The organism is Streptomyces sp. 11-1-2 (assembly GCF_003595545.1).
GTDB classification, from domain to species: domain Bacteria; phylum Actinomycetota; class Actinomycetes; order Streptomycetales; family Streptomycetaceae; genus Streptomyces; species Streptomyces hygroscopicus_B.
Genome location: NZ_CP022545.1, coordinates 4148130 through 4174535, shown reverse-complemented (window position 1 = coordinate 4174535; position 26406 = coordinate 4148130). Strand labels below are relative to the sequence as shown.

Genomic DNA, 26406 nt, shown 5'->3' with positions numbered 1-26406 from the left:
CGACCTACTCTTGAGATATGACCGGGCGTGGAGACCCTCCCGAGGGGACACCCGAGGGCGTCCCGGGAGGTGGTGAGGACGAGTACCGCTCCGTCGTATTCGACGAGTCGTTCGTCCGTGCTGCCCGGCTCCAGGAATTCTCCGCCCAGGAGCGCATGGGCGAGCACGCGCGGGCGGTGCGCAGCCGGCACGCCTGGGCCAGGGCCGGGGCGTCGCGCCAGGCCGTCGCGCTGGTCCTGCTGATCGCCATCGCCTTCGCCGCGGCCGTCTACATGGGAGTGCGCCACCCGTACCAGACGCCGCAGCCGCAGACCGTGGAGCCGCTGCACAGCAGCGTGGTGCCGCTCGCACCGCGCGGTGAGGTGCCCGGAGGGCCGCCGGACCGGCTGTTCCGCAGCAGCCCGGCCGCCGAGTTCCGCACCGGCGCCGAAGGGGTCACGGTGCCCGGCGCCCGCCGCACCCAGAGCTTCTCCGAGAGCCAGGTGATGACGGCGCTCACCACCGCCAAGGAGTATCTGGTCAAGTCCGCCATCGACCCGGGTGTGCTCACCGGCGGCCCGGTGCAGGCCGTAAGGCTGTTGCTGGATCCGGCCCAGCAGACCCAGTTCGACCGGAGCTTCGCCCATCCGGTCGACGACGGACGGCATGCGGCCACCGGCTGGCTGACCCGCTTCAACCCGGCCGAGGTGACCCTGGCCGACACCCCGGTGCGGGTCCGCGGCACCCTTACGGTCATCGAGCGCAGCCCCGCGACGCTGGAGGTCGCCGCCGACCACGTCTTCGTCTACGCGGTCCAGCGGGCCCATGATCGCGGACCGGACCATGCCTCGCTGTTCACCGTGCGCCGGGAGGCGCGGTTCCGCTTCGACCGGAACGATCTGCGCGACCACCATCTGGAACTGGTGCAGAGCACCGCACTGGCGGGCCCGCAGGCATGTGCCGCGAACGCCTCCGGCTATCTGCGGCCGATGCTCGCCGGACAGAGCGCCAAGGGCGACGCCCCCACGGGCACCGACCCGTACACCACGGGCCGCACCGCGGTCTCGCTGTGCGGCGTCCTGGCCCCCGGAACCCAGCCCGCCCTCAACGGACCTTCCTGAGCGCCTTGGGCAGTCCTGAGGGCCTCCAGGGGCCGCCTCGGCCGGTCTCAGCGCTGTGGCGGGGTGTCTCCGGGCCCGTCGTCGTCGTTCCCCGGCCGCTCTCCCGGTCCGTCCCCGGGCCGCTGGTCCTGAGCCCTGTCAGTCCCGTCCCCGGGCCGCTGGTCCTGAGTCCCGTCAGTCCCGTCCTGGGGCCCGTCCCCGGGCGTGGCGCCCTCCTCGGGGGTCTCCCCACCCTGCTTGCCCCCGCCGCCGGTGAACCGGTCGCGCAGCTTGCTGCCCAGGTCCCCGGCGCCGCCTGCCACGTCCCTGACGAAGGCGAACAGCGGATCCTTGCTGTTGCGGACCGACTCCGCGTAGTGGGTCGCGGATTCCCGGATCGAGTCGCTGACCGAGGCGTCCCCGTCCTCGTCGCGACGCGGGTAGTGGCCGTCCATGAGCCGCTGGTAGTCGCGGGTCGCGGCCCACTTCTTGAGCTCGGCGGCGCGCACGGTGGTGAACGGATGGCTGCGCGGCAGCATGTTCATGATCTTGAGGACGGAGTCCCGCAGATCGCCGCTCGACTCGTACTCCTCCGCCTGCTCCAGGAAGGCGTCCACGTTCATCTCATGGAGGTGGTGGCCGCCCGCGAGCTTCATCAGCCCGCGCATCGATGCCCGCAGATCCTGCCCGACCAGCAGCCCCGCCCGGTCCGCCGACAGCTCCGACTTGCGGAACCACTCCCGCAGCGCCGTCACCAGCGCCAGCACCGCCACATTGCCGAGGGGGATCCAGGCGACCTTCATCGCGAGGCTGGTGAGGAACAGCAGTATCGTCCGGTAGACCGAGTGTCCCGACAGCGCATGGCCCACCTCATGGCCGATGACCGCCCGCATCTCCTCCTCGTCGAGCAGCTCGACCAGACCGGTGGAGATCACGATGATCGGCGCGTCCATGCCGATGCACATCGCGGTCGGCTGCGGGTTCTGGGTGACGTACATGGCCGGGACCCGCTCCAGGTCCAGGATGTAGCAGGCGTCCCGCAGCATGTCGTGGAGATGGGCGAACTGCCGGTCGCCGACCCGCACCGAATCGGACAGGTAGAGCAGCCGCAGACTCCGCTCGGGCAGCAGACCGCTCATCGCCTTGAAGACCGTGTCGAAGCCGGTCAGCTTGCGCAGCGCGACCAGCGCCGAGCGGTCCGCCGGATGTTCGTACGCCCGTGAGGAGATCCCGGGGAACCGCCGCCGCTCCCGGCTGGGCACATGCTCCCGGGCGTCTCCCGTCCCGCTTCCGCCGCCGGTCTCATGAGTGTCGCTCATCTGGCCCCCTCGGTCGATTGCCCGCTCGACGGGGCGCCCGGTCCGGGCCCCTCGTCCGGCGGCCCCCAGCCTAGGCCCTGAGCGTCCGAGGGTTAGCGTGGAGACATGCCCGATATGACTGGCCTCACCGAAGCCCTCGCCGCCACCTCCCACAGCAACGACGGCCCGGGAGCGCTGCTGCGCATCGTCATCGTGGTCGGCGTGGTGGGCGCCGCCCTGCTCGCCTGGTTCCTGCTGCGCGGATACAAGCAGGACTGAGCGGATACCGGCAGGACGGACAGCAGGACCGAAAACCGGCTCGCATACGATGTGGCCGACGTGTTGTGTCGCCTAGACCCGGATAGGTACTGCCTGCGATGACCGCTATCAGCACCGCACATGCTGCCCTGACCACGCTCGCGGCCGAGGGTGGTGAGCACACCGACACCCACCCGACCATCAGCCCCTACATGACCGGCGGTGCGGCCCTGGTGATCCTCTTCCTGCTGCTGTGGATCACCACGCGCTTCAACCGGGACCGCTGAGCTGGGCGATCGCCCCTATGGGCCCCGGCTCCGGGCCGGGCCCAGTAGGGTCTGCACGCATGGAAGAGCAGAAAGGGTCCGGCAAGCGGCGACTAGGCGTGATGGGCGGGACGTTCGACCCGATCCACCACGGTCACCTGGTCGCGGCGAGCGAGGTGGCCTCGCAGTTCCACCTCGATGAGGTGGTGTTCGTGCCCACCGGTCAGCCCTGGCAGAAGAGCCACAAGAAGGTCTCCCCGGCCGAGGACCGCTATCTGATGACGGTCATCGCGACCGCGTCGAATCCGCAATTCTCGGTCAGCCGTATCGACATCGACCGCGGCGGCCCCACCTACACCACCGACACGCTCCGGGAACTACGCGCGCTCAACGGTGACGCGGATCTGTTCTTCATCACCGGGGCCGACGCACTCGCCCAGATCCTCACCTGGCGTGACGCCGAAGAGCTCTTCTCGCTGGCCCACTTCATCGGGGTGACCAGACCGGGGCACATACTGGCCGACCCGGGGCTGCCGGAGGGCGGGGTGTCGCTGGTGGAGGTTCCGGCACTGGCGATCTCGTCATCGGACTGCCGGGCGCGGGTCGCTCATGGCGACCCCGTCTGGTACCTGGTGCCGGACGGCGTGGTGCGCTACATCGACAAGCGCGAGCTGTACCGGCACGACTGCTGAAGGGGTACCGGTGAACGACCGGCAGGATCCGTACGACCCGTACGCACAGGACCCGTATGGCCAGGAGCCGCAGATCTACGGCTATGACGCCTATGGGCGTCCCGTCTACCAGCCGCAGGCGGCACAGCAGCAGAGTTACGACCCGTACGCCCAGCAACAGCCGCAGCAACAGTACGGGGAGCAACAACAGCAGGACGGGTACGGCTACGACCCCTACGCCCAGCCGCAGCATCACCAGTCCCACCAGCCTCAGCAGCAGCACACCCAGACGCAGAGTTACGACCCGTACGCCCAGCAAGAGCAACAGCAGCATCAGCACCAACAACAGCGGTACCAGCAGCCGCAGCAGTACCACCAGCACCAGCAACAGCAACAGCAACAGGGCTACGGTTACGACGGCTACCCACCGGCCGCCGCCCCTGCCGCCGTCCCCCCGCAGCGCGAGCCCAACCCCTACGAGGAGCTGAGCCCGGAGCAGTTGCGCGGCGGGCCCGAGGCGCCTCCGGCCGAGGAGCCCCGGTCCGCGGGGCCCCGTCCCGCGCAGCCGAAGCGGCCCGGGGGGCCCGGGGGCCCCGGGGATTCCGATGAGGAGGAGTACCACACCGAGCAGTTCTCCTTCGTCGAGGAGGAGGACGAGGAATCCGACGATGTCATCGACTGGCTGAAGTTCGCCGAGACCCGTTCCGAGCGCCGTGACGAGCGCCGCCGTAAGGGCCGCAACCGCGTCATCGCGCTCGTCGTGGTCCTGGTCATCGCCGCGGCGGGCGGTGTCGGCTACCTCTGGTACGCGGGCAAGCTCCCGGGGCTGTCCGACAGCGCCGAGGACCAGGCGGCTGCGGGCGGCCCGCAGAAGCGCGATGTGATCGTCGTCCATCTGCGCGAGACCAAGGGCGGCGGCACCTCCACGGCCCTGCTGGTGGACAACGAGACCACCAAGAAGGGCACCACCGTCCTGCTGCCGAACTCGCTGTCCGTCTCCACCGAGGACGGCGCCTCCACCACGCTCGGCAAGTCGGTGACCGACGAGGGCTCCGACTCCACCCGGGATTCCCTGAGCACCCTGCTGGGCTCGAAGATCCAGGGCACCTGGCGGCTGGACACGCCGTATCTGGAGAACCTCGTGGAGCTGGTCGGCGGGATCACCCTCGACACCGACGCGACCGTTCCCAGCCCGCAGAAGGGCGAGGATCCCCTGGTCAAGCAGGGCAAGGACCAGATCCTGAGCGGCCAGGCGGCCGTGGCGTACGCCACTTACCGCGGGCCCGGTGAGGCACAGTCCAAGCAGCTCGCGCGGTTCGGGCAGGTCATGCAGGCGGCGCTGAAGAAGGTCTCCAGCGATACGAAGGGCGCCACCAGCACCGTGGAGTCGCTGGCCCAGATCCCCGACCCGTCGCTGTCCGAGCAGCAGCTCGGCGCGTCGCTGGCGAAGCTGGCCGGGCAGGCCAAGAGCGGTGCGTACGACACCGCCATGCTGCCGGTCCAGTCGGACGGGACGCTCAGCAGCCAGGCGACCGACCATGTGGTCAAGGACATCCTGGGCGGCACGGTCAAGAACACCGACAAGAACACCGCGCCCCGGGTCAGCGTGACCAACGCCGGAGGCCCCAAGGACGGGTCGGGTGCCGCGCGGGTCGCGCTGGTCAATGGCGGCTTTACGGTCGTCACGGCCACCGAGGGCGGCGGTACGCCGCAGTCGGCCTCGCGGGTGACCTACGCGGACGCCGCACAGGCGGGCCAGGCCAAGGAGGTCGCCAAGACGCTCGGGCTGCCGGAGACGGCGGTGCGGAAGGGCAAGGGCGCGGCCAACGCGGACATCACGGTCCTCCTCGGCTCGGACTACGACGCCACGGGCTGAGCCGTGCCGCTCGGGCGCCCCGTTCCTCCGGGCGCCCCGGGCGTTCCCCCGGGGTACTCCCGGCGTTCTCCCCGGGCACGCCGGGCGGCCGAGGAACGGCCACCCGGCGTGCCGGTGGGGCGTGAGATCCTGGGGGAAGCCAGACCTTCGAGGTACCACCGACCGAAAGCTTTGCCTGTGACCGCCACGGACCGCTCCCTCGAGCTCATCAACGCCGCCGCCCAGGCGGCCGCCGACAAGCTCGCGCACGACATCATCGCGTACGACGTCAGCGATGTGCTTTCCATCACCGACGCCTTCCTGCTGGCCTCGGCCCCCAACGACCGCCAGGTCAAGTCGATCGTCGACGAGATCGAGGAGCGGCTGACCAAGGACCTGGGCGCCAAGCCGGTGCGCCGCGAGGGCGACCGTGAGGCCCGCTGGGTGCTGCTGGACTACGTGGACATCGTGGTGCACGTCCAGCACAGCGAGGAGCGGGTGTTCTACGCCCTGGAGCGGCTCTGGAAGGACTGCCCGCAGCTGGAGCTCCCGGCCGACGCCAAGGCCACCCGCGGCAAGGGGCAGGAGTACGCACAGGCGCAGGCCGCGGACGGCGGCGTGGGTGGTGAGCTGAGCTGAACGGCACGCAAGGCGGCCGTGGCCGCCGCATCGTCCTGTGGCGCCACGGCCAGACCGCCTGGAACATAGAGCGGCGTTTCCAGGGCTCTCTGGACATCGAGCTCACCGACACCGGTGTCGCGCAGGCGCAGCGGGCGGCCCGGCTGCTGGCCGCCCTGAAGCCGGACGCGATCATCGCCTCCGATCTGAAGCGGGTGGCGGCCACGGCCGCCGAGCTGTCCGCCGTCACGGGGCTTTCGGTCACGCATGACGCGGGGCTGCGGGAGACCTACGCGGGCGCCTGGCAGGGGCTGACCCACGAGGAGATCATCGAGAGCTTCGGCGAGCAGTACGCGGCGTGGAAGCGCGGCGAGCCGGTCCGGCGCGGTGGCGGTGAGCTGGAGACCGAGGTCGCCGACCGGGCGGCGCCGGTGGTGCTGGAGAGCGCCGACAAGCTGCCGGACGACGGCACGCTCGTGGTGGTCAGCCACGGCGGCACGATCCGCACCACCATCGGCCGGCTGCTCGGTCTGGAGCCCCGGACCTGGGAGGCGCTGGGCGGCCTGTCCAACTGCTGCTGGTCCGTTCTGGGCGAGGGCGCGCGGGGCTGGCGGCTGCTGGAGCACAACGCCGGATCGCTGCCCGAGCCGGTGCTCGGCGACGACGACTGAGCGGATTTCCTTTTCCGGCAGGTCACCGGCTATGCTCCTTCTCGTTCGAAGCGCTTCGGCGCCGAGAAGAGCGGGGCTATAGCTCAGTTGGTAGAGCGCCTGCATGGCATGCAGGAGGTCAGGAGTTCAATTCTCCTTAGCTCCACAGATCCACGATCCCGTCTCCCTCACAGGGAGGCGGGATCGCTGCTTTCTGCGCCGCTTCCGGCGGCTCTCGCCGCCGGGACCGTCTCTTTGGCCGCGGCTCGTGCCGAAACCCCTGCAGGTGCAGGGCGGGCTCGGCTACAGCCCATTGCGGGCGGGCCTCTCGTTCGCCCCCACGGCGGTCGCGTTCGGCGTCGTGGGCCTCAACTGGCAGCGGCTGCCCGGGCGCTGGCAGTCCGTGGCCGTACCGGGCGGATTCCTGCCGGCGGCAGCCTCGTTCGCCGGGACCGGCCTAGGTGCTGCGCGAGGGAACGGACGGCGGCCCCTGGCTCCTCGTCGCCCTTACGGCCTCCGGCGCGGGGCTCTCGTTCGCCTACCGTCCCCTGCTCACGCGGACGTTGGCGACCGTAAGGCGGCAGGACGCGGCGGACGCCGACGGGAGTTCTGGTGACAGCGGTTCAACTCGGCCTGCTCACCGGCGTCGCGGTCTTCGGGGCCGTGTTCCTGGGCGCGACGGACGGTACGGTGCCCAGTGCGGGTACCTCCGCGGACGCACTGTGGGTGACCTGCGGCGCCTTGGCCGGGGCCGCGCTGTGCGGAGTACTGATGAGTCTGGTGAGACGAGTGGGGAATCTCCGCTGACCTGCGCGTCGTCCCGTGGCAGAATCGGACGGCCGGAGGGGGATGGGGCCGACACGTCCGATGGGGAGGGCAGGTGGGATGCGGACCAGCATCCTCGATGCGATCGAGGACCCGTCCCGCAGGGCACGAGCGGGCATCGTGTGCCCGTCCTGCGGCTCCGCGCATGTGGCCCAGGTCCTCGGTGACAACGGTGGTGTTTCCTACGTGTGTACGGCCTGTGGCCATAGCTGGAGCTGAGTGAGATGGGAGCCCACAGCCGGAAGTGCGACTGGTGCGGCACCGGCACACCGATCGTCCGCGACATGGAGCCGCTCAACTCCGACTACCAGTATTGGTGTGCGGAGTGCGCGCGGGCGCTGATCATCAGGGGTGATCCCATCGAGACCTACCGCGAGCTCGAAGGGGAGCCGATCTATGGTCGGCTCCTCGACGATCACTGCACGCTGAAGCGTTTCTATTCGTTCGCGACGGCGTAACGGGGCTCTGCTCCGGCCCCCGGGTAATCGATTTGGCGGAAGGCCGGGGCGTCCGTGTAATGTAGGCGTCGCCGCCAGGGAAACCGGGCGGAGCGAGACCTGGGGCTATAGCTCAGTTGGTAGAGCGCCTGCATGGCATGCAGGAGGTCAGGAGTTCAATTCTCCTTAGCTCCACATCAAAGAGGCGGGCCGTCCGGCAAGGACGGCCCGCTTTTCGTCGTGCGTGACGGGGCTCACCTCCGTGCGGGCCGTCAGTGCCCTGCGGTAACCTGACTCCATGCGTGCCGTACGCCTTCTGCTTAGCGGGCCGCGCTGACCAGCACCGACCGAGAACAGCCCCGGTCGGCATCAGCGCGGCGTCCCCTCCTGTGCGAGGGGTCTTTTTGTTTCGGAAGCGTGAGGGATCCGCTGCGTTGCCGCAGGCAGAGACGACCGATGGAGCTTTGAGGACCATGAGCGAGACCAATGCCGCGGCCGAGGTGGCCGCGCCGCACCGCTACACGGCCGCCTTGGCCGCCGACGTCGAAGCCCGCTGGCAGGACTTCTGGGACGCGCACGGCACGTATGAGGCGCCCAACCCGAGCGGCGACCTGGCCGGCGACGCCGAGGCCGTCGCCCGGCCCAAGAAGTTCGTCATGGACATGTTCCCGTACCCCTCGGGTGCGGGGCTGCACGTGGGCCATCCGCTGGGCTACATCGCCACCGATGTGTTCGCCCGGTACCACCGCATGACGGGCCACAACGTCCTGCACACCCTGGGCTTCGACGCCTTCGGCCTGCCCGCCGAGCAGTACGCGGTGCAGACCGGCACCCACCCGCGGGTCAGTACCGAGGCCAATATCGAGAACATGCGGCGGCAGCTGCGCCGTCTGGGCCTGGGCCACGACCAGCGCCGCTCCTTCGCGACGATCGACCCGGACTACTACCGGTGGACGCAGTGGATCTTCCTGCAGATCTTCAACTCCTGGTACGACCCCGAGGCGAAGACCGCGCGCCCCATCGACACCCTGGTCCAGCAGTTCGCCTCGGGTGAGCGCCCGACCCCCGACGGCCGCCCCTGGGGCGAGCTGACCGAGTCCGAGCGCGCCGACATCCTGGGCGAGTACCGGCTGGCCTACGCCTCGGACGCGCCCGTCAACTGGTGCCCCGGCCTGGGCACCGTGCTGGCCAACGAGGAGGTCACCGCGGACGGCCGCTCCGAGCGCGGCAACTTCCCGGTCTTCAAGGCCAAGCTGCGCCAGTGGAACATGCGCATCACCGCCTACGCCGACCGGCTGCTGGACGATCTGGACGAGCTGGACTGGCCCGAGGCCATCAAGCTGCAGCAGCGCAACTGGATCGGCCGCAGCGAGGGCGCCCGGGTCGACTTCCCGGTGACCGGCCACGCCGACGCCAAGATCACGATCTTCACCACCCGCCAGGACACCCTGTTCGGCGCCACCTATATGGTCCTGGCGCCCGAGCACGGCCTGGTGGACGAGATCGTCCCGGACGCATGGCCCGAGGGCACCCGCGACGCCTGGACCGGCGGGCACGCCACCCCGGCCCAGGCCGTCGACGCCTACCGCAAGCAGGCCGCGGCCAAGTCCGACGTCGAGCGGCAGGCCGAGGTCAAGGAGAAGACCGGCGTCTTCACCGGTGCGTATGCCGTCAACCCGGTCAGCGGCGAGCAGGTGCCGGTCTTCATCGCCGACTACGTCCTGATGGGCTACGGCACCGGCGCGATCATGGCCGTTCCGGCGCACGACAGCCGCGACTTCGCCTTCGCCCGCGCCTTCGAGCTGCCCATGCGCTGCGTCGTCGAGCCGTCCGACGATCGGGGCACGGACCCGTCCACCTGGGACGACGCCTTCGCCTCGTACGACGCGAAGATCGTCAACTCGACGGGGGAGTCCGTATCGCTGGACGGGCTGGGCGTCGTCGAGGCCAAGGCGCGCATCACCGAGTGGCTGGAGTCCCGCGCCATCGGTGAGGGCACCGTCAACTACCGGCTGCGCGACTGGCTGTTCAGCCGGCAGCGCTACTGGGGCGAGCCGTTCCCGATCGTCTACGACGAGGAGGGTGTGGCCCACGCCCTGCCCGAGTCGATGCTGCCCCTGAAGCTGCCCGAGGTCGAGGACTACTCGCCGCGCACCTTCGACCCGGACGACTCCGACACCTCCCCGGAGACCCCGCTGTCCCGGAACGAGGACTGGGTCAACGTGGTGCTGGACCTGGGCGACGGGCGCGGGCCGCGGCCGTTCCGCCGCGAGACCAACACCATGCCCAACTGGGCCGGATCCTGCTGGTACGAGCTGCGCTACCTGGACCCGCACAACAGCGAGCGGCTGGTCGACCCCGAGACCGAGCGCTACTGGATGGGGCCGCGCGAGGGTCAGCCGCACGGCGGTGTCGACCTGTACGTCGGCGGCGCCGAGCACGCGGTGCTGCATCTGCTGTACGCCCGGTTCTGGTCCAAGGTGCTGTTCGACCTGGGGCATGTCTCCTCGGTCGAGCCGTTCCACAAGCTGTACAACCAGGGCATGATCCAGGCGTACGTCTACCGGGACAGCCGCGGTATCGCCGTCCCGGCCGCCGAGGTCGAGGAGCGGGACGGGGCCTACTGGTACGAGGGCGAGCAGGTCACCCGGCTGCTGGGCAAGATGGGCAAGTCCCTGAAGAACGCCGTCACGCCGGACGAGATCTGCGCCGAGTACGGGGCCGACACCCTGCGGCTGTACGAGATGGCCATGGGGCCGCTGGACGTCTCGCGGCCCTGGGACACCCGCGCCGTGGTCGGCCAGTACCGGCTGCTGCAGCGGCTGTGGCGCAATGTCGTCGACGAGGGCACCGGAGAGGTCACCGTCGTCGACACCGAGCCCGACGAGGCCACGCTGCGCGCACTGCACAAGGCGATCGACGGCGTCCGGCAGGACATGGAGGGCCTGCGCTTCAACACCGCCATCGCCAAGATCACCGAGCTGAACAACCACGTCACCAAGGTGCGCGAGGTGCCCCGCTCGGTGGCCGAGGGCCTGGTGCTGCTGATCTCGCCGCTGGCCCCGCATGTCGCCGAGGAGCTGTGGCGCAGGCTGGGCCACTCCACGTCCGTCGTCCACGAGCCCTTCCCCGTCGCCGACCCGGCGTATGTCGTGGACGAGACCGTCACCTGTGTGGTCCAGGTCAAGGGCAAGGTCAAGGCCCGACTGGAGGTCGCGCCCTCGGTCTCGGACGAGGAGCTGGAGGCGCTGGCGCTGGGTGACCCGGCGGTCGTGGCGGCGCTGAACGGCGCGGGCATCCGTAAGGTCATCGTGCGGGCGCCGAAGCTGGTCAACATCGTTCCGGCGTGATGCGGGGCGGGGACGGGGCCGCGCTGTAAGGGCCGTCCCATCCGCGGAGTGCCACATGCGGGCGGGTTGGGGGTTCGTCAGGAACCTCTGGCCCGCCCGGCGCGTTTACGCTGAGAGGACGACCGCCACCGTGCCGTGACCGCCGCCCCAAGGAGCGCACATGGAAGCCATCTGGATCCTGTTGCTGCTTTTCGTCCTGATCATGCTGGCGGGGGTCTATGCGGCCGTTCGCGCGGTCAGGGCGGCGAAGCGCGGCATCGACCGCACCGTGCATCAAGCCCGTCGCACGGTGGAGGACACCAGACTCCGGGCCCGGCAGCTCGCGCAGCCGGGCGCGGCCGGTGAGCTCGCCCAGCTGCGGCTCTCCCTGCGCGGCTCGATGCGCGCCACCAGCCAGGCGCTGCAGGCGGCCGCCCCGCAAGACCAGTCACTGTCGGAGTCGTTGGTCCTGTTCCAGCGGCTGAGCGCCCATGCGCAGGATCTGGAGGCGGATCTGAAGCGGCTGGAGCAGGAGCCCGACAGGGCCCGTCTCACCGCCCTGCTGCCCGACCTGCGGCAGCGTACGGAGCGGATCACCCACTCCGCCGACTCGCTGCGCTGGGCGGTGCGGGACCGGACGCAGCGGTTCGCGCATGACGACCTGGACTCGCTGAACCGCGAGATCGAGATGGAGGCCGGGGCGCTGCGGCACTGGACGGCGGTGGAGCCGGAGGAGCCGCGGACGGATGCGGGGTCGTGGCCGGCGCCCGAGGCGGGAACTCGGACGGCGCCCGGGGCGGGGACGCGGCCTGAGGCGGGGGCGCGATCGGGGCCCGAGGCGGGGCAGGAGCCGGAGCCGCCGCGGCCGTCGCTCGGGGCGAGGCCCCAGACGGAGCCTCAGGCGTGGCAGAAGCCCTGGCAGCAGTCCCGCCGTCCCGAGAACACGGCCTGAGTGCCACCATCCGGCCCGGGAGCCCACACCCCCGGCCTGAGACCCCGGAACCCGGCCCGAGAACCAGGATCTGAGCCACGTCTGAACAGGGCATGATGGGTAAGGCAATTGATCATCCGCTGGGGTCGCGCTGTCGGCAGGCTCCATCCCCCGATAACCTCCCAGTCATGTCCCGCCATGTCGCGATCGTCACCGATTCAACGGCTTACTTGCCGCAGGATGCGATGGAGCGCCATCGCATCACCGCGGTGCCGCTGACGGTCGTGCTCGGAGACCGGGCCCTGGAAGAAGGCACCGAGATCTCGGCCCGGTCCCTCGCGCAGGCGTTGCAGAAGCGGAAGCCGGTGACGACGTCCCGGCCCAGTCCGGCAATGTTCGCCGCCGCCTATCGGGCCGCCGCCGAGGAGGGCGCGACGGGCATCGTCTCCCTGCATCTGTCGGCCGAGTTCTCCGGCACCTACGACGCGGCGGCGCTCGCGGCACAGGACGCGCCCGTTCCGGTGCGGGTGGTGGACAGCGGAATGGTCGCGATGGCGCTGGGCTTCTGCGCGCTGGCGGCGGCCGAGACGGCGGAGGGTGGCGGCACGCTGGACGAGGCCGTGGCGGCGGCGGAAAAACGGGCCGACGGCACCGCCGCCTATTTCTACGTCGACACCCTCGACTATTTGCGGCGCGGCGGCCGCATCGGCGCGGCCCAGGCCCTGCTCGGCTCGGCGCTCGCGGTCAAACCGCTGCTCCAGCTCGACGAGGGGCGGATCGAGCTGCGGGAGAAGGTCCGCACCGCTTCGAAGGCCATCGCCCGGCTCGAGGAGATCGTGGTGGAGCGGGCCGGCCGGAGCCCGGTGGACATCGCGGTGCAGCACCTGGCGGCGGGCGAACGGGCGGCGGCGCTCGCGGAGCGGCTGCGGGACCGGGTGCCGGGGCTGGCGGAGCTCTATGTGAGTGAGGTGGGCGCGGTGATCGGGGCACACACCGGGCCGGGGCTGCTGGGAGCGGTGGTCTCTCCGCGGTAGCGGAGGGTGGACGGTACTTGGTCGGGCGGGCGGTACTTGGTTGGCCGGGCAAGGTCCGCGCTCGACGGAGTGACGGAGTTATCCACAACCTGGGGGTTATCCCCGGGAATTGAGGCGGATCGGCGCGATCGGCCGCTTGTGTCTACCGTCGGGTGCATGAGGACACGATCACGCACAGTAACCACGGGTCCAGGGCGTGGCCGCCATCGCGACGGCGGGGCGGGCCGCCGCCCCCGCCCGCCGTCCGGCACTGGTTCGTCCCGCGCCGGAAGCCACCACCGCACCGCCGACCGCCGGGCCCACCCCACCGCCCCCGCACGCGCCAGCCGCGTGGCGGCGCTCTTCTCCACACCGTCGGCGCCCCCGATCGCGGTCGGGTCGATCGCCCTGGGCAGCCGGGACGGGCCGAGGGGCGTGGCGAAGGCCCGGGACGAGGAGCGCCTGGCCAGGGAGGCGTCGGCTGCGGGGCCGGAGGAGGTACGGAGCGGGGAGGTAAGGAACGAGTGGCCCCTCAGGGGCGAGCCCGAGGAGCAGCCCCGAGCCGCGAGCGAGGGGCCGTTCGGGGACGAACCCGAGGGGCCGCCCGGGGACGCGCGTAATGGGTCGTCCGAGGAGGCGTTTGAGGGCGCGCCCGGGGGCGGGCCGCTGCGCCGACGCGACCGGGTAAGGCTCGCCCTGCGCGAGCGGCTGCCGGTGTGGCTTCAGTTGCGCTGCGGTATGGAGCTGAGAACGGTAGCCGCCCTGGCGGTCGCCCTGCTCGCCGCGGTGGCCTTCGCGGCGTATCACTTCTGGACCGGCCGTCCCCAGACCGTGCGCGCACCGGATCCGGAGCCCCCGCGCGCCGCGCCCTCCGAACCCGGTCCGATGCCCAGGGGGCGGCTCACCCCATCCGGCGGGGGTCGCACGGTCGTCGTGGATGTGACCGGCAAGGTCCGCCGTCCGGGGCTGCGGAAGCTGCCGCCCGGGGCGCGGGTCGCCGACGCCCTCGAAGCGGCGGGTGGAGTACGGCCGGGCGCCGACCTGAGCGGGCTGAACCGGGCCCGGCCACTGGTGGACGGGGAGCAGATCGTCGTCGGCGCCCCCGCGGGCGGTTCACCCGCACCGGGTGCGGCCGCAGATCCGGCCGCTGGCGCACCGAACGCACCCAATGGCCCGAACGCACCCAGTGACCCGAACGTGGCCAACGGCGCGAACGCACCGGCCGGCCCCGGGGCGCCCGGTGGCTCGGTCAGCCTCAACTCCGCGACCGCCGAACAGCTCGACACCCTCCCGGGAGTCGGCCCCGTCCTGGCCCGGCACATCATCGACTACCGCACCCAGCACGGAGGTTTCCGCTCCATCGATGAACTCCGCGAGGTGAACGGCATCGGCGAGCGCCGGTTCGCCGACCTGCGCCCGCTGGTCCGGCCATGACGGTCGCGAGGCCCCCGCGGACCCGCGCCCCGGTCCATGCGGCGGCCGTGTCCCCGCGCGGTGCGTCACAGCCACGCCAGGAGGGCCCACCCGACCTTCGCCTCGTGCCCCCGGCCCTGGCCGCTTGGGCAGCCGCGGCGCTCGCCCTGGACGCACCGGCCCGCATGGTGGCCCTCGTCTGCACGGTTGCCTCCCTAGCGGCGGCCGCGCTGCTCATCGGGGCCCGCCGACGAGCACCGACACCCGGTGGACGACGGCGCGGCGCACCCCGTCCCCGGCGCGAGCCGGACACGCCCTCGCCGGTACCCCTCCCGGACGGCCGACGGGCGCTCGGGCCCGCCCCGTCGGACCCGGCCCCGGCGCGGCCACGCGGCGCCGAGCCTCGGCAGTGGGAGCGGAAGGCACGGCCGTCAACGGCCGGCCGCTCGCCCGGTGTCGCGCCCAATGCCGCACCCGGGGCCCGCGTCCGTCCGGGCGCGGGCGAAGGCCACAACGTGACGCGGCAGCAGGACACTTCGCCACCGCCCCGCCGCGTCGCGTGGCGTGGGCGCCGTACGGCAGGAGCGGTGGCGGCCGTGCTGTTGTGCGGGGCCGCCGCGGGGGCGGTCGCCGGACTGCACGCGGCGGACGTACGCCGTGGCCCGGTGCCCGCGCTGGCCCGGGAGTACGCCGAGGCCACCGCCGAGGTGACGGTCGCGGGGGACCCACGGCTCACCCGGCCACGCGTGCGGGGCGCGGCGCTCGCGCCCGCGTCCGTGGTCCTGGAGGCCGAGGCCGGCCGGGTCACCGGCCCCGACGGCACCACGACCACCACCCGCACCCCCGTCCTGGTGACGGTCCACCCGAGGGCCGGTAAGGAGCGGACGGCCTGGCTCGGGCTGCTGCCGTCCACCCGTCTGCGTGTCCACGGCCGCCTGGCGCCGCCGCTGCGCGACGGGGACCGCATAGCGGCCGTAGTGCGCGTGAACGGCGGCGGACCCCCGCGGGTCACGGGCCCGCCCAGCGCGGTCCAGCGGCTGGCCGGGCGGCTGCGCGCCGGGCTGCGCACCGCGACCGACGGACTCACCCCGGACGCGCGGGCGTTGCTCCCGGCGCTGGTCGTGGGGGACACCTCACGGGTGCCGCCCGAACTGGACGAGGCGTTCCGGGCCACGGACATGCTCCATCTCATGGCCGTCTCCGGCAGCAATCTGACGCTGGTGCTCGCCCTGCTCACGGGTCCGCCGCGGCTGGCCGGGCGGGCCGAGCGGCGCGGTCTCGCGGGCGCGCTCGGCATCCGGCTGCGGACCACCGCCCTCCTCGGCGGCGGGCTCACGCTCGCCTTCGTCATCGTCTGCAGACCCGAGCCCAGTGTGCTGCGCGCCGCCGCCTGCGGGCTGATCACGCTGCTCGCCCTCGGCACCGGCCGCCGCCGCTCCCTGCTCCCGGCCCTGGCCGCCGCCGTCCTCGCGCTGGTGCTCTATGACCCCTGGCTCGCCCGGAGCTACGGCTTTCTGCTCTCCGCGCTGGCCACCGGCGCCCTGCTCACCATCGCACCGGGATGGAGCGCGGCTCTGCGGCGCCGTGGCGTACCGCCCCGGCTCGCCGAGGCGCTGGCAGCCGCCGCCGCGGCCCAGGCGGTCTGCGCACCGGTCGTGGTGGCGATGGCCGCGCGGGTGAGCCTGGTGGCGATTCCCTGCAATCTCATCGCCGAGGTGGCGGTCGCCCCCGCCACCGTCCTCGGGTTCGCCGCGCTCGCGGTGGCCGCCGTCGCGCCGCCGCTCGCCGAGTGGATCGCCTGGCCGGCGGGCTGGCCCGCCGGATGGATCGCCCAGGTGGCCCGTACCGGCGCGGCGCTGCCCGGGGCCGAGGCGGACTGGCCGGACGGCTGGACCGGCGCGCTGCTGCTGGCCGTCGCCACCTTGGTCGTGATCCTGGTCGGCCGCCGACTGTTGCGGCACCGCCTGCTGTGTGCCGTGTGCGCTCTGCTGGTGCTGCTGGCCGTCGTACGGCCGGCGCCCCTGGCCCGGATCATCACCGGCTGGCCACCGCCCGGTTGGCGAATGGTGGCGTGCGATGTCGGCCAGGGCGACGCCCTCGTCCTGGCCGCGGGGCCCGGTACGGCCGTCGTCGTGGACACCGGGCCCGAGCCGCGGGCCGTCGACCGCTGTCTGCGTTCGCTGGGCGTCGTCCGGATCCCGCTGCTGGTTCTGACCCACTTCCACGCCGACCATGTGGCCGGGCTGACCGGCGCGTTACGCGGGCGCGCGGTCGGCGCCATCGAGACGACCGGTCTGGAAGAGCCGCCCGGCCAGGCCGAGTTCGTACGGCGCGGGGCCCGGTCGGCGCATGTCCCGGTCGTCGCGGCGGTACCGGGGGAGCGGCGCCGCTTCGGCCCGCTGGCCTGGGAGGTCCTGTGGCCCGCGCCGCCGCCCGCCCCGGCCGGGGCCGAGGGGCCGAACGACGCGAGCGTCACCCTCCTCGTCCGCACGGCGGGCCTGACCCTGCTCCTCCTGGGCGACCTGGAGCCCCCGGCCCAGCTGGCCCTGCGGACGGCGTACCCCACTCTCCCCGAGGTCGATGTCCTCAAGGTGGCCCACCACGGCTCCGCCTACCAGGACCCGCACCTGCTCCGACGCCTCAGCCCCCGCCTCGCCCTGATCTCCTGTGGAGCTGACAACCCCTACGGCCATCCGTCGCCCCGCACCATCGCCGCCCTGCGCGCCCAGGGAGCCGCCGTGCTGCGGACCGACACCGATGGGCCGATCGCGGTGATACGAGATCCGGGGCTGCGCGCGGTGCTCGGAGGCCATGGTGGGCCCTGAGCGCGGACACACCCGGGCGGGGTGGTCACTCCCTGCCGGTGAGTGGGCACCCCGCCCGGGTGTGTTCCGGTGTTCAGCGCGTGGTGTTGTTGTTGAAGAGGGAGCGCGACCAGACGTAGCCGACCAGGGCGATACCAGCGCACCAGGCGAGCGAGATCCAGCCGTCGTTGCCGATCTCCGAGCCGGAGAGCAGGCCGCGCAGTGCCTCGGTCATCGGTGTGAACGGCTGATACTCGGCGAACCAGCGCAGACCCGGCGACATCGACTCGGCCGGCACGAACGCGGAGCCGAGGAACGGCAGGAACTGGACCAGCAGCGGCTTGTTGCTCGCGGACTCCACCGTCTTGGAGATCAGGCCGAGCGCGCACGACAACCACGTCACGGCGAACGCGATGGCCGTGAGGAGGCCGGCGACGGCCAGCCACTCCAGCGGATTGGCGTTCGGCCGGAAGCCGATGGCGAGGGCGACGCCCACCACCAGGACGAGGCTCACCATCGTCGTGAGGACGCTGCCGACGACATGGCCCGTCATGAACGACGAGCGCGTGATGTTCATGGTGCGGAAGCGGTTGATGATGCCCTCGGTCATGTCGGTGCAGACCGCGACCGAGGTCGACATCGAGCCGGCGGCCACCCCCATGATGATGATGCCGGGCGTCAGATAGTTCAGATACGCGTCCCGGCCACCGCCCATGCCGGAGCCGATCGAGTCGCCGAAGGCGTACACGAACAGCAGCAGCATCATGATGGGCATCATGGAGGCGCCCAGCGATACGCCCGGATAGCGCAGCGCGTGCTTGATATTGCGCCGCAGCATCGTCATCGAGTCGTGCACGGCGTAGGTGAGCGTGCTCATCGCAGGGTCTCCTTCACGTGGAGCGCTGTGTTGGTGCTGCCGTCGCCGGTCAGGGCGAGGAACACGTCGTCGAGGTCGGGGGTGTGCACGGAGAAGTCGGCGGCGCGGATACCGGCGGCGTCGAGCCGGTCGAACAGGGCGCGCAGCGCGTCGAGATCGCCGTCGCCCGCGACGCGCAGGGCGAGCTGCTCATCGTCCCGGGCCGCGTCGGGGAAGGCGGCCGCCGCGCGCTCGTACTCGTCGGGGTCGGTGAACCGCAGGCGTACATGGCTGCCGGGGATCTGCGCCTTGAGCTCGTCGGCGGTGCCCTCGGCGACGATCCGGCCGCCGTCGAGCACGGCGATCCGGTCCGCCAACTGGTCGGCTTCTTCCAGGTATTGGGTGGTGAGGAAGACGGTGACACCACCGGCGACCAGTGAGCGCACGGTCTCCCACATGGTGCGGCGGCTGCGCGGGTCCAGCCCGGTCGTCGGCTCGTCGAGGAAGATCACCTGCGGGTCGCCGACCAGTGTCATGGCGAGGTCGAGCCGGCGCCGCATACCGCCGGAGAAGAACGCGGCGCGCTTGTGCCCGACGTCCGCGATGTCGAACCGCTCCAGCAGTTCCTTGGCCCGCCTGCGTCCTTCGCGCTTGCCGAGGCGCAGCAGGTCGGCCATGAGGAGCACGTTCTCCTCGGCGGTGAGCAGGTCGTCGAGTGCGGCGAACTGCCCGGTGACGCCGATCGCGGCGCGTACCCCCTCCGGTGAGGTGGCGACGTCGTGGCCCGCGACCTGGGCCTGGCCGCCGTCGGCCGCGAGCAGCGTGGACAGGATCTGCACGGTGGTGGTCTTTCCGGCGCCGTTCGGCCCGAGCAGCGCGAACACGGAGCCGGATGGGATGCGCAGATCGATGCCGTCGAGGACGGTCTTGTCGCCGTACGACTTGCGCAGATCCGCGGTGGAGACGGCGGGCGGCTGCTGGCCGCCGTGCCTGGACGTGGGCATGACAGATGAAGGCACGGGGCCCTCCCCTTCGAAGGCGTGGTGAGCGGTGAAGTGATCTCGGTTGTCGGGAGATGGAGCGGATCAGGCCCGGGTACGACGGATGTTGATGTTGCCGAAGCGGGTACGGGCCCTGACCTCGGCGGTGTCCTCGGACTTGTCCGGGCTCTCGGACGCGGTGAGCGCGTTGATCACCTGCCCGGCGCTCGAGCTGACGTCGAGCCAGGCGGCGGTGCCCTCGCGGATGCCGACATCGATGGCGCCGTAGGAAGTCTCCAACTGGACCGTGCCGCGCGCGACCTCATCGAGGCGGACGGCGCCGTGGGCGGTGGTGGCGGTGACCGAGCCCTCGGCGTGCTCGATGAAGATGTCGCCGTTGGCGCCGCTCACCCGCAGATCGCCCAGGGCGTCGCCGACGGTCGTGGTGCCGTGGGAGTTCTTCAGGACGGCCACGCCGTCGATGGCGCCGACGCGCAGGCTGCCGGAGCTGGTGGTGATCTCGGCGGGCCCCTCGACGCGGTCCACGGTGATGGTGCCGTGGGAGGCGATCAGGTGCAGCGGCCCGGTGGTGTCGAGGCGGACATCGCCCGACGAGGTTTTCACCCGGACCTCGCCGAGCCGCCCCTCGCCGTGCACCTGGGCCCAGGCGCCGGTCATCTCCACCTGCGAGCCGGTGGGCAGCTCGACCGTCACATCGACGGTGCCGGTGCGCCCGATGAGATAGCGCTGCTTGGGCGTCCTGATGGTCAACAGGCCACTGGCGTAGCGCACTTCGCTCTGCTCCGCCGCCCGTACGTCCTGGTCCTTTTTCGGGTCGCGGGGCCGCACGTCGACGAGGGTGTCGAGCCGGTCGGCGGCGATGAACCGGATGGATCCGGCCTCCACGTGGGCGGTGACCGAGATCGGTTGGGGAGTGGCGAAAGGCGCGTCGAAAGAAGGCATGGCTGTCCCGTCCTCTTGGGTCGTCGTGGCGTCCCTGCTGGTGGGACGCGGTGTGGGTGAGGTGGCGCGGGTGAGGTGGCGTAGGCGGGGCGCGGTCAGCGCACCCAGCCCGTGAAGCTCTGTCCGACGGTGCGGGTGGTGCGCGGCTGCTCCGTCGTACGTGACGGGGCGCCGCCGTCGACCGCGGCCGACACGGCGCGTACCAGCCACGCGTTGACCGACAGGCCCTCGCGGTTCGCGGCCTCCTCGGCGCGCGCCTTGAGGTGGGCGGGCAGCCGCAGATTGACGCGGGCGGTGCCACCGTCGTCGCCGTCGGCGGGCGCCGGGGCCGGTGCCTTGAGCGGCTCGGCGGGTCCGCTCCTGTCCTCGTACGCCTCGCCGCCCGCCGGCCGTGTCACCACGAAGTCGGGGTCGAGCCCGCGCAGCCGTACGTCGACCGAGCCGGGGGCGAGCTCGCGGGTGATCTCGTCCATCGCGGCGGAGAGCACATTGAGCATCGTCAGCCGGGTCGCCGACTCCAGGGGAGCGGTGAGCCGGTCGGCCAGCTCGCGGGCTTCTTCGCCGCCGGCTTCGGCGGCCACCGCGAGTTCGCGGCGAAGGTTGTCGACATACGGCGTCAGGTCCATGACGCCATAATGGCACCGCAATGGTGCCACGCGCAAGACGGTAAGGGTGGTGGTTACGGCGCGAGGTGCGTCAGACGGCTCTGGCCTGCGGAAACGTCTTGGTGTCGGATTGTGTCAATGCGGTGCCACGTGGGGCCTCGGCCGCCATGGTGCCGCTGGTGGTGCCACGTGATGCCACTGTGGCGGCGCCCTGCTCCGCCCTGCCTGCCCGTGCCGTCAGTCGACCCGCCGGGCCAGCACCTGTCCGGGCCAGGATCCGGACAGGAAACGGTCGGTGGCGGTGAAACCGTTGCGCTCGTAGAACGCGACCAGTTCGCCCCCGCCGCCCGCCCAGCAGTCGACCCGCAGCAGCCCCACGCCGGCGCGCCGGGTCTCCTCGACGGCATGTGCCAGCAGCGCCGCCCCGATGCCGAGGCCGGCGTGTTGTCGGTCGGAGACCAGCAGCCGGACGTACCGCTCGGGTTCCCCGGCCGGTGCGATCGGCACCTGCGGGCTGGGCCCGGAGTCCAGCACCATGGCTCCGACGGGCGTTCCGTCCAACTCCGCGATATACGGGGCATTCACGGTCGTGTACCGCTCGACCCGCGCCACCCCGCCTGTCTTCTGCGAATACGGCGTCGTGCCCCACTGCTCGGTGTTGCCGCGATCGTTCATCCAGGCCACCGCGGAGTCGAGCATGTCCAGGATGGCTGGTGCGTCGGCCAGGCTGCCTGGTCTGACGCGTATGCCAGGTGTCGTGTCGTCCACGGCGAAAGCTTAGGCACTGTCGGGCCGGTCACGGCCGCTTGGCGTCCGCGCCGGTGAGTCGCGACGCCTCTGACGCCCAACTACCGATCATCTCGCTTCGGTTGTACTTTTGAGTCTGTCACCACGGACGAGGTGTGGTTCCTCACCGCCATCAGGTCGGCCTGACCCCGAAGGGGGAGGGACGGGCCTACCGCAGCGGGCGGTGGGTGGAACCCCTAGGAGGTGGTGATGGTGGTCGGCTTTTTCAGGTCGTCCGTCAAAAAGGGAAAAAGGTGGCGCGGCAGTCTCGTGGAGCGCTTCGCGGTGTCCCTAGCGGCGCGAGCCGTCTGGGCAGCGATCGTTGAGGCTCTACGTCACGGCTAAGCGGCTCGGCCGCGGGTAGGGCGCCAGAGGTCTTTCCTTTACTCTGGCGCCTCACCCATGTCTGTAGCGCTCCTGTCGAGTTGCAGCCCCCAGCACGCCCGCCCACACTTGCTGCATATGTTCAATCCCGGACGCAGCCCCTTTCCAGGGCAACGGCTTCAAAGGAGCGTCCCATGGCCAAGATCCTGTGTGTGCTGACCGGCGCGAGCTATTGGACCCTGAAAGACGGACATCGGCGCCCCACCGGGTACTGGGCCGAGGAATTCGTGGCGCCCTATAGCGTATTCACCGGCGCCGGACACGAAGTTACCGTGGCAACTCCGAATGGGGTCGTCCCGGTTGTCGACACGATGAGTCTGGAACCCCGTATGGCGGGCGGCGAGGAGAACGCCCTTCAGGAGGAGGCCGTCATCGAGTCGGCGGATGAGCTGCGGCACCCCATCTCCCTCAAGGACGTGCACCTCGAGGACTATGGCGCGATCTACTACCCCGGAGGGCACGGCCCGATGCAAGACCTCTCGGTCGACGCCGACTCCGGGGAACTGCTGCGGAAGGCACTCGCTTCCGGCAATCCGCTCGCCATTGTCTGCCACGCCCCCGCCGCTCTCCTCGCCACTCGTGACGCGAACGGCGACACACCCTTCGCCGACTACCGTCTGACGGGTTTCTGTAACGAAGAGGAGGCCGGCGTCGGTCTCGCCGACAAAGCCAAGTGGCTGCTGGAGGACGAGCTGAAGACGCTGCCCACCCAGTACTCGCGAGGTCCCGCCTGGGAGCCCTATACGGTCGTGGACCGCAACCTTTTCACCGGGCAGAATCCGGCTTCCTCGGGCCCGCTCGCGAAGGAACTCGTCAAGGCCCTGGCACAGGGCGAGTGAAGGCCTCGGCGGGCTTTTCCGGCGTCACAGCCATGCCCCAGACGCGCTGGATGGTCCGGTAATCGATCACGGCTATGTCCTCCTGCTGGAGAACTTCACGGGCCTGCGCCGACATCAGGAACTCGTAGTCCGTCCGGCGCACGCGCCAGCCATCGTCGACGGCCCGCGACTCCTTGTTTCCCACACTCGGGTGCACCGCCCATTCATTGAGCCCGGCAGGCAGGTCGCGCAGCATCTGAACGTATTGGGCCGCTTTTCCTTCGATGGCGAGCGAGAAACTGTCCAGGAAGTCGTTGTCGGTGACCGGCAGCCCGCGGTGCCGCATCCTCTGGCGCCCGGGTTCGAGCCAGACCCGGACCGCGAGGCCGTACTCCGCGGCCAGCCCTACCGTCAGCTCGAGGATGTCGTCGCGGCCGCCATCGGCCAGGCAGTGGAAGTCCAGATGGGTCGGCGTGAGCCCGGCGTCGGCGACGGCATTGATCTGGGCGCGGAACTCGAGCTCCATTTCATCGAGCCGGGCCTTGCCGAGCAGGGCGGCCCGTCCGGCCGGCGTCGGCGGGAACAGTTCACCCGCGGGGTCCAGGAGTGAGGGAACTCGTTCCCTGGCGGTGATCGGCCCCCATCGGCAGTCGGGCATCTCGCACACCAGGGTGAGATGGATTCCGAACGGGATCCGCGGCCGTCGGCCGAGCAGTTCCATGGCCTGCGGTGCCGCGGGGCACGGGACCATCAGACTGCATGAACTGGCGATGCCCTCTTCGATCGACTCGATCACCGCGGTGTTGATCGCTGGATACATGCCGAAGTCATCGCAGTTGACGATCAGCAGCCGCGCATCGGGCGGATGCCCCAGTAGCTCACTCGACTGCTGTGCGGGCGTGACGGCCGCGGGGCCGGTGGTTTCCTCCATGCGCGCAGTGTGGGGCCCGGCCAGATGTCGCGCACGGGAATATGAGCGCCTTCGGAACGGACGCCTTCGGAACGGACGCCTCCGGCCTTGCGCACGATGTTCCCGGCCTCATCGCGACCGACGACCCGCTTCGACCACCTTCAGTGACCACGATGAGCCATGACCCTGGCCATCGGCCAGGTTATTCGGCCTCCAGCCAGCCGTCGTACTCGTCCGCGAACGCGTCCAGCGCCGCCGGATCCAGGCCCCTGGCCGGGTCCTCGATCACCACCAGCCACTGGGCGTCCTCGGCGTCGTCCTCGCCCGCCAGCGCGTCCCGCACCAACTGGGGCTCCTGGGCGATGCCGAAGCGCTCCGGCAGGGCCTCGGCGACCTCCTCCGCGGCGTCGCGGTCGGGCAGCACCAGGATGTGCCGGGCGCCGGTCAGTCCTTCATCGATCACCGGAACATTGTCGGACATCCGGACGGCAGCACGCGGCGGGGTTGTCGGTGGTCCGTGGGATGCTGGACCGCGATGGCCAGGAAGACGACGACCGACGATCCGCTCGCCCCCGTGACGCTCGCCGTGGGCCAGGAGGACCTGCTGCTCGACCGCGCCGTGCAGCAGGTGGTGGCGGCTGCCCGCGCGGCCGACCCCGACACCGATGTGCGCGACCTGACGCCCGACGCGCTCCAGCCCGGCACCCTCGCCGAGCTCACCAGCCCCTCGCTCTTCGCCGAGCGCAAGGTGGTCGTGGTGCGGAACGCACAGGATTTGTCGGCCGACACGATCAAGGATGTGAAGGGCTATCTCGGCGCCCCCGCCGAGGAGATCACGCTCGTCCTGCTGCACGCGGGCGCGGCCAAGGGCAAGGGGCTGCTCGACGCCGCCCGTAAGGCCGGGGCGCGCGAGGTCGCCTGCCCCAAGATGACCAAGCCCGCCGACCGACTGGCGTTCGTGCGCTCGGAGTTCCGCGCCACCGGCCGGTCCGCCACCCCCGAGGCATGCCAGGCCCTGGTCGACGCCATCGGAAGCGATCTGCGCGAGCTGGCCAGCGCGGTCTCCCAGCTCGTGGCCGATGTCGAGGGCACGATCGACGAGGCCATCGTCGCCCGCTACTACACCGGCCGCGCCGAGGCGTCCAGCTTCACCGTCGCCGACCGCGCCGTCGAGGGCCGGGCGGCCGAGGCGCTGGAGGCGCTGCGCTGGGCCGTCTCCACCGGGGTGCCGCCGGTGCTGATCACCAGCGCCCTGGCCCAGGGCGTCCGCGCGATCGGCAAGCTGGCCTCCGCGCCGCGCAACGCCCGCCCCGGCGATCTCGCCCGTGAGCTGGGCATGCCGCCGTGGAAGATAGACCGGGTGCGGCAGCAGATGCGCGGCTGGTCGGCGGATGGAGTGGCGGTCGCGCTGCGCGCCGTCGCCGAGGCCGACGCGGGGGTCAAGGGCGGCGGAGACGATCCGGCGTACGCCCTGGAGAAGGCCGTCGTCACGATCGTCCGCGCCGCCCGGGCGGGCCGAGGCCAGCCCTAGGCCCCGTCGAGCGGCGGAGCCCTGGGCCCCGTCGAGCGGCGGCCCGGGAGCGGCCCCGCGAGTCACTCCTTCATCTTCTCCAGCGTCGTCTTGGCGCTCTTCTTCAGCAGCTCGGTGGCTTCCTCGGGCGTCTTGGCCGAGCCGCTGGACGAGGACGACACATACTGCGACCAGGTCGACTGATAGGTCATCCAGCCGTCCCGCACGGCGAGGATCACATAGGCGCCGGTGTTGGAGCTGCTGCTGTTGTGCTGCTTCACCACATACGCCTCGTCGCCCAGCCCGCTGACCGGGCTCACCTCGTAGCTGTAGCTGGACGTCTTCTGGTCCTCGTACGACCGGTACTGGGCCTCGAACTCCGGCCCGGGGTTGGTCTTCTTGTGCAGCGACGCCGTGGTGTAGAGCCAGACCGAGGAGTAGTCGCTGCTGCTCGAGCCGCTCGGCTCGAAGTCGATATTGCAGGTCATCGAGTCCAGCGCGGTGTTCTCGGAGCTGCTGTGCTGCGGGTTCGACGGCGATGTCGTTGACGACCCGCTCTCGTCCTTCTGCTGGTACCCGGCGTCCTCGAAGGGCTGGGTATCCGTCGGGGTGCACAGATTGGTCCGATAGCGGTAGCCCGCGAGGTCGGCCTTCGTCCCGTCCTCGAACCCTCCCGTGGCGAACAGCACCCCGGCCCAGACCGCCGAGGCGACGACGGCCCCGCCCAGCCCCCACAGCCAGCCCTGGCCGCCGCCTCCGCCTCCGGAGCCCGTGGGCGGCGCCCCGGGCGGCATGCCCATCGGCCCGTACCCACCACCGCCCAGGGGGATGGACGGCATCGTCGGCTGGGCGTACGCGTACGGAGAGTGCTGGGACGGCTGGGGCTGGGGCGGCACCTGACCATACGGGCCGGGCGGCGGCGCGCTCGGCGGCGGCCCCTGCGGTGATCCCTGGGGCCCCTGCGACAGAACCTCCGGCGGGCTCTGCTGCCCACTCTGCGGCGGGCTCGGCGGAGGGTTCTGCGGCGGACTCTGCGGCGGAGTCTGCTGAGGTGGCTGAGGGGGTTGGGGCGGCTGCGGCGGGCCGTACGGATTGGGTGTTTCCCCCGGTGTCGACATGACGTGAACATACCCGAATCAAAGGCGAA

Annotated in this window: 25 protein-coding genes and 2 tRNA genes; 18 read left to right on the top strand and 9 right to left on the bottom strand. The window is 71.2% G+C overall.

Annotated features, from left to right (window positions below; translation table 11 throughout):
• Nucleotides 1–17: 17 nt before the first annotated feature.
• A complete protein-coding gene (locus CGL27_RS17830; RefSeq protein WP_119988349.1) occupies nt 18–1100 on the top strand; it encodes a hypothetical protein in 1083 nt (360 codons plus the stop codon).
• A 47-nt stretch (nt 1101–1147) separates the two neighbouring features.
• Here the strand turns inward: CGL27_RS17830 and CGL27_RS17825 are convergent, their stop codons facing one another.
• On the bottom strand, nt 1148–2398 hold the full coding sequence (locus tag CGL27_RS17825) for a M48 family metallopeptidase (RefSeq protein WP_119988346.1): 1251 nt from the start codon (nt 2396–2398) through the stop codon (nt 1148–1150).
• Between the two features lie 105 nt (nt 2399–2503).
• Between CGL27_RS17825 and CGL27_RS50100 the strand changes: the two genes are divergently transcribed.
• The 15 genes from CGL27_RS50100 (at nt 2504) to CGL27_RS17760 (ending at nt 17468) form a co-directional block, all read left to right on the top strand.
• Nucleotides 2504–2656 (top strand): hypothetical protein, encoded by a 153-nt coding sequence (locus tag CGL27_RS50100; RefSeq protein ID WP_156107794.1) that lies wholly within the window; start codon nt 2504–2506, stop codon nt 2654–2656.
• 98 nt (nt 2657–2754) lie between these two features.
• Nucleotides 2755–2922: a hypothetical protein gene (locus CGL27_RS50095; protein ID WP_162953016.1), complete on the top strand. Its 168-nt coding sequence runs from the start codon at nt 2755–2757 to the stop codon at nt 2920–2922.
• Between the two features lie 59 nt (nt 2923–2981).
• Complete coding sequence (nadD, locus tag CGL27_RS17820) at nt 2982–3593, top strand: nicotinate-nucleotide adenylyltransferase (protein WP_060944022.1); 612 nt, start codon at nt 2982–2984, stop codon at nt 3591–3593.
• Nucleotides 3594–3603: 10 nt separating this feature from the next.
• Entirely contained in the window at nt 3604–5448 is a 1845-nt protein-coding gene (locus CGL27_RS17815) for an LCP family protein (RefSeq protein WP_119988343.1), read from the top strand.
• Between the two features lie 177 nt (nt 5449–5625).
• Nucleotides 5626–6066 carry a ribosome silencing factor gene (rsfS, locus tag CGL27_RS17810; RefSeq protein WP_078641396.1) on the top strand — a complete coding sequence of 147 codons (441 nt, stop codon included), beginning with the start codon at nt 5626–5628 and terminating at the stop codon, nt 6064–6066.
• On the top strand, nt 6063–6716 hold the full coding sequence (locus CGL27_RS17805; protein WP_078641395.1) for a histidine phosphatase family protein: 654 nt from the start codon (nt 6063–6065) through the stop codon (nt 6714–6716). The genes rsfS and CGL27_RS17805 overlap by 4 nt, the downstream gene beginning before the upstream one ends.
• Before the next feature lie 72 nt (nt 6717–6788).
• A tRNA-Ala gene (locus tag CGL27_RS17800) sits at nt 6789–6861 on the top strand.
• Nucleotides 6862–7307: 446 nt separating this feature from the next.
• A complete protein-coding gene (locus tag CGL27_RS17795) occupies nt 7308–7502 on the top strand; it encodes a hypothetical protein (RefSeq protein WP_119988340.1) in 195 nt (64 codons plus the stop codon).
• A 242-nt stretch (nt 7503–7744) separates the two neighbouring features.
• On the top strand, nt 7745–7978 hold the full coding sequence (locus tag CGL27_RS17790) for a hypothetical protein (RefSeq protein ID WP_044575402.1): 234 nt from the start codon (nt 7745–7747) through the stop codon (nt 7976–7978).
• Nucleotides 7979–8079: 101 nt separating this feature from the next.
• Nucleotides 8080–8152 (top strand) — tRNA-Ala (locus CGL27_RS17785).
• 278 nt (nt 8153–8430) lie between these two features.
• Entirely contained in the window at nt 8431–11307 is a 2877-nt protein-coding gene (leuS, locus tag CGL27_RS17780; protein WP_119988337.1) for a leucine--tRNA ligase, read from the top strand.
• 160 nt (nt 11308–11467) lie between these two features.
• Nucleotides 11468–12238, top strand: a complete 771-nt coding sequence (locus CGL27_RS17775) for a hypothetical protein (protein WP_119988334.1) — start codon at nt 11468–11470, stop codon at nt 12236–12238.
• Nucleotides 12239–12405: 167 nt separating this feature from the next.
• On the top strand, nt 12406–13251 hold the full coding sequence (locus tag CGL27_RS17770; protein WP_014060664.1) for a DegV family protein: 846 nt from the start codon (nt 12406–12408) through the stop codon (nt 13249–13251).
• A gap of 156 nt (nt 13252–13407) precedes the next feature.
• Complete coding sequence (locus tag CGL27_RS17765; protein WP_119988332.1) at nt 13408–14664, top strand: ComEA family DNA-binding protein; 1257 nt, start codon at nt 13408–13410, stop codon at nt 14662–14664.
• 116 nt (nt 14665–14780) lie between these two features.
• Complete coding sequence (locus CGL27_RS17760) at nt 14781–17468, top strand: ComEC/Rec2 family competence protein (protein ID WP_119994436.1); 2688 nt, start codon at nt 14781–14783, stop codon at nt 17466–17468.
• A gap of 73 nt (nt 17469–17541) precedes the next feature.
• On the opposite strand, the gene CGL27_RS17755 is transcribed toward CGL27_RS17760, so the two are convergent.
• The 5 genes from CGL27_RS17755 to CGL27_RS17735 form a co-directional block, all read right to left on the bottom strand.
• Nucleotides 17542–18324, bottom strand: coding sequence for an ABC transporter permease (locus CGL27_RS17755; protein ID WP_119988329.1), 783 nt, complete (start codon nt 18322–18324; stop codon nt 17542–17544).
• Entirely contained in the window at nt 18321–19307 is a 987-nt protein-coding gene (locus CGL27_RS17750; protein WP_119988326.1) for an ATP-binding cassette domain-containing protein, read from the bottom strand. The genes CGL27_RS17755 and CGL27_RS17750 overlap by 4 nt, the downstream gene beginning before the upstream one ends.
• An 81-nt stretch (nt 19308–19388) precedes the next feature.
• Nucleotides 19389–20246 carry a DUF4097 family beta strand repeat-containing protein gene (locus CGL27_RS17745; protein WP_119988323.1) on the bottom strand — a complete coding sequence of 286 codons (858 nt, stop codon included), beginning with the start codon at nt 20244–20246 and terminating at the stop codon, nt 19389–19391.
• A 95-nt stretch (nt 20247–20341) separates the two neighbouring features.
• Nucleotides 20342–20872, bottom strand: a complete 531-nt coding sequence (locus tag CGL27_RS17740; protein ID WP_119988320.1) for a toxin-antitoxin system HicB family antitoxin — start codon at nt 20870–20872, stop codon at nt 20342–20344.
• Between the two features lie 216 nt (nt 20873–21088).
• Nucleotides 21089–21619, bottom strand: a complete 531-nt coding sequence (locus tag CGL27_RS17735) for a GNAT family N-acetyltransferase (RefSeq protein ID WP_078641371.1) — start codon at nt 21617–21619, stop codon at nt 21089–21091.
• A 536-nt stretch (nt 21620–22155) separates the two neighbouring features.
• Here CGL27_RS17735 and CGL27_RS17730 point away from each other — a divergent pair.
• Nucleotides 22156–22860, top strand: a complete 705-nt coding sequence (locus tag CGL27_RS17730) for a type 1 glutamine amidotransferase domain-containing protein (RefSeq protein WP_119988317.1) — start codon at nt 22156–22158, stop codon at nt 22858–22860.
• Here the strand turns inward: CGL27_RS17730 and CGL27_RS17725 are convergent.
• Both CGL27_RS17725 and CGL27_RS17720 read right to left on the bottom strand, forming a co-directional pair.
• Nucleotides 22835–23770: a polysaccharide deacetylase family protein gene (locus tag CGL27_RS17725; protein WP_119988314.1), complete on the bottom strand. Its 936-nt coding sequence runs from the start codon at nt 23768–23770 to the stop codon at nt 22835–22837. The two genes, CGL27_RS17730 and CGL27_RS17725, sit on opposite strands and share 26 nt — an antisense overlap.
• Before the next feature lie 181 nt (nt 23771–23951).
• Nucleotides 23952–24197, bottom strand: a complete 246-nt coding sequence (locus tag CGL27_RS17720) for a hypothetical protein (RefSeq protein ID WP_203348727.1) — start codon at nt 24195–24197, stop codon at nt 23952–23954.
• An 87-nt stretch (nt 24198–24284) separates the two neighbouring features.
• Between CGL27_RS17720 and holA the strand changes: the two genes are divergently transcribed.
• Nucleotides 24285–25280, top strand: coding sequence for a DNA polymerase III subunit delta (gene holA / locus CGL27_RS17715; RefSeq protein WP_078641367.1), 996 nt, complete (start codon nt 24285–24287; stop codon nt 25278–25280).
• 62 nt (nt 25281–25342) lie between these two features.
• Here the strand turns inward: holA and CGL27_RS17710 are convergent, their stop codons facing one another.
• A complete protein-coding gene (locus CGL27_RS17710; RefSeq protein WP_240450538.1) occupies nt 25343–26155 on the bottom strand; it encodes a hypothetical protein in 813 nt (270 codons plus the stop codon).
• Nucleotides 26156–26406 lie beyond the last annotated feature (251 nt).

Bases quoted from the DNA above. Each gene is read 5' to 3' on its own strand.
- CGL27_RS17725 (WP_119988314.1), bottom strand. From the start codon at position 23,770: ATGGAGGAAACCACCGGCCCCGCGGCCGTCACGCCCGCACAGCAGTCG.
- CGL27_RS17790 (WP_044575402.1), top strand. From the start codon at position 7,745: ATGGGAGCCCACAGCCGGAAGTGCGACTGGTGCGGCACCGGCACACCG.
- CGL27_RS17770 (WP_014060664.1), top strand. From the start codon at position 12,406: ATGTCCCGCCATGTCGCGATCGTCACCGATTCAACGGCTTACTTGCCG.
- holA (WP_078641367.1), top strand. From the start codon at position 24,285: ATGGCCAGGAAGACGACGACCGACGATCCGCTCGCCCCCGTGACGCTC.
- CGL27_RS17755 (WP_119988329.1), bottom strand. From the start codon at position 18,324: ATGAGCACGCTCACCTACGCCGTGCACGACTCGATGACGATGCTGCGG.
- nadD (WP_060944022.1), top strand. From the start codon at position 2,982: ATGGAAGAGCAGAAAGGGTCCGGCAAGCGGCGACTAGGCGTGATGGGC.
- CGL27_RS17730 (WP_119988317.1), top strand. From the start codon at position 22,156: ATGGCCAAGATCCTGTGTGTGCTGACCGGCGCGAGCTATTGGACCCTG.
- CGL27_RS17765 (WP_119988332.1), top strand. From the start codon at position 13,408: ATGAGGACACGATCACGCACAGTAACCACGGGTCCAGGGCGTGGCCGC.
- CGL27_RS17745 (WP_119988323.1), bottom strand. From the start codon at position 20,246: ATGCCTTCTTTCGACGCGCCTTTCGCCACTCCCCAACCGATCTCGGTC.
- CGL27_RS17830 (WP_119988349.1), top strand. From the start codon at position 18: ATGACCGGGCGTGGAGACCCTCCCGAGGGGACACCCGAGGGCGTCCCG.
- CGL27_RS50095 (WP_162953016.1), top strand. From the start codon at position 2,755: ATGACCGCTATCAGCACCGCACATGCTGCCCTGACCACGCTCGCGGCC.
- CGL27_RS17775 (WP_119988334.1), top strand. From the start codon at position 11,468: ATGGAAGCCATCTGGATCCTGTTGCTGCTTTTCGTCCTGATCATGCTG.
- CGL27_RS17740 (WP_119988320.1), bottom strand. From the start codon at position 20,872: ATGGACCTGACGCCGTATGTCGACAACCTTCGCCGCGAACTCGCGGTG.
- CGL27_RS17750 (WP_119988326.1), bottom strand. From the start codon at position 19,307: ATGCCCACGTCCAGGCACGGCGGCCAGCAGCCGCCCGCCGTCTCCACC.
- leuS (WP_119988337.1), top strand. From the start codon at position 8,431: ATGAGCGAGACCAATGCCGCGGCCGAGGTGGCCGCGCCGCACCGCTAC.
- CGL27_RS50100 (WP_156107794.1), top strand. From the start codon at position 2,504: ATGCCCGATATGACTGGCCTCACCGAAGCCCTCGCCGCCACCTCCCAC.
- CGL27_RS17825 (WP_119988346.1), bottom strand. From the start codon at position 2,398: ATGAGCGACACTCATGAGACCGGCGGCGGAAGCGGGACGGGAGACGCC.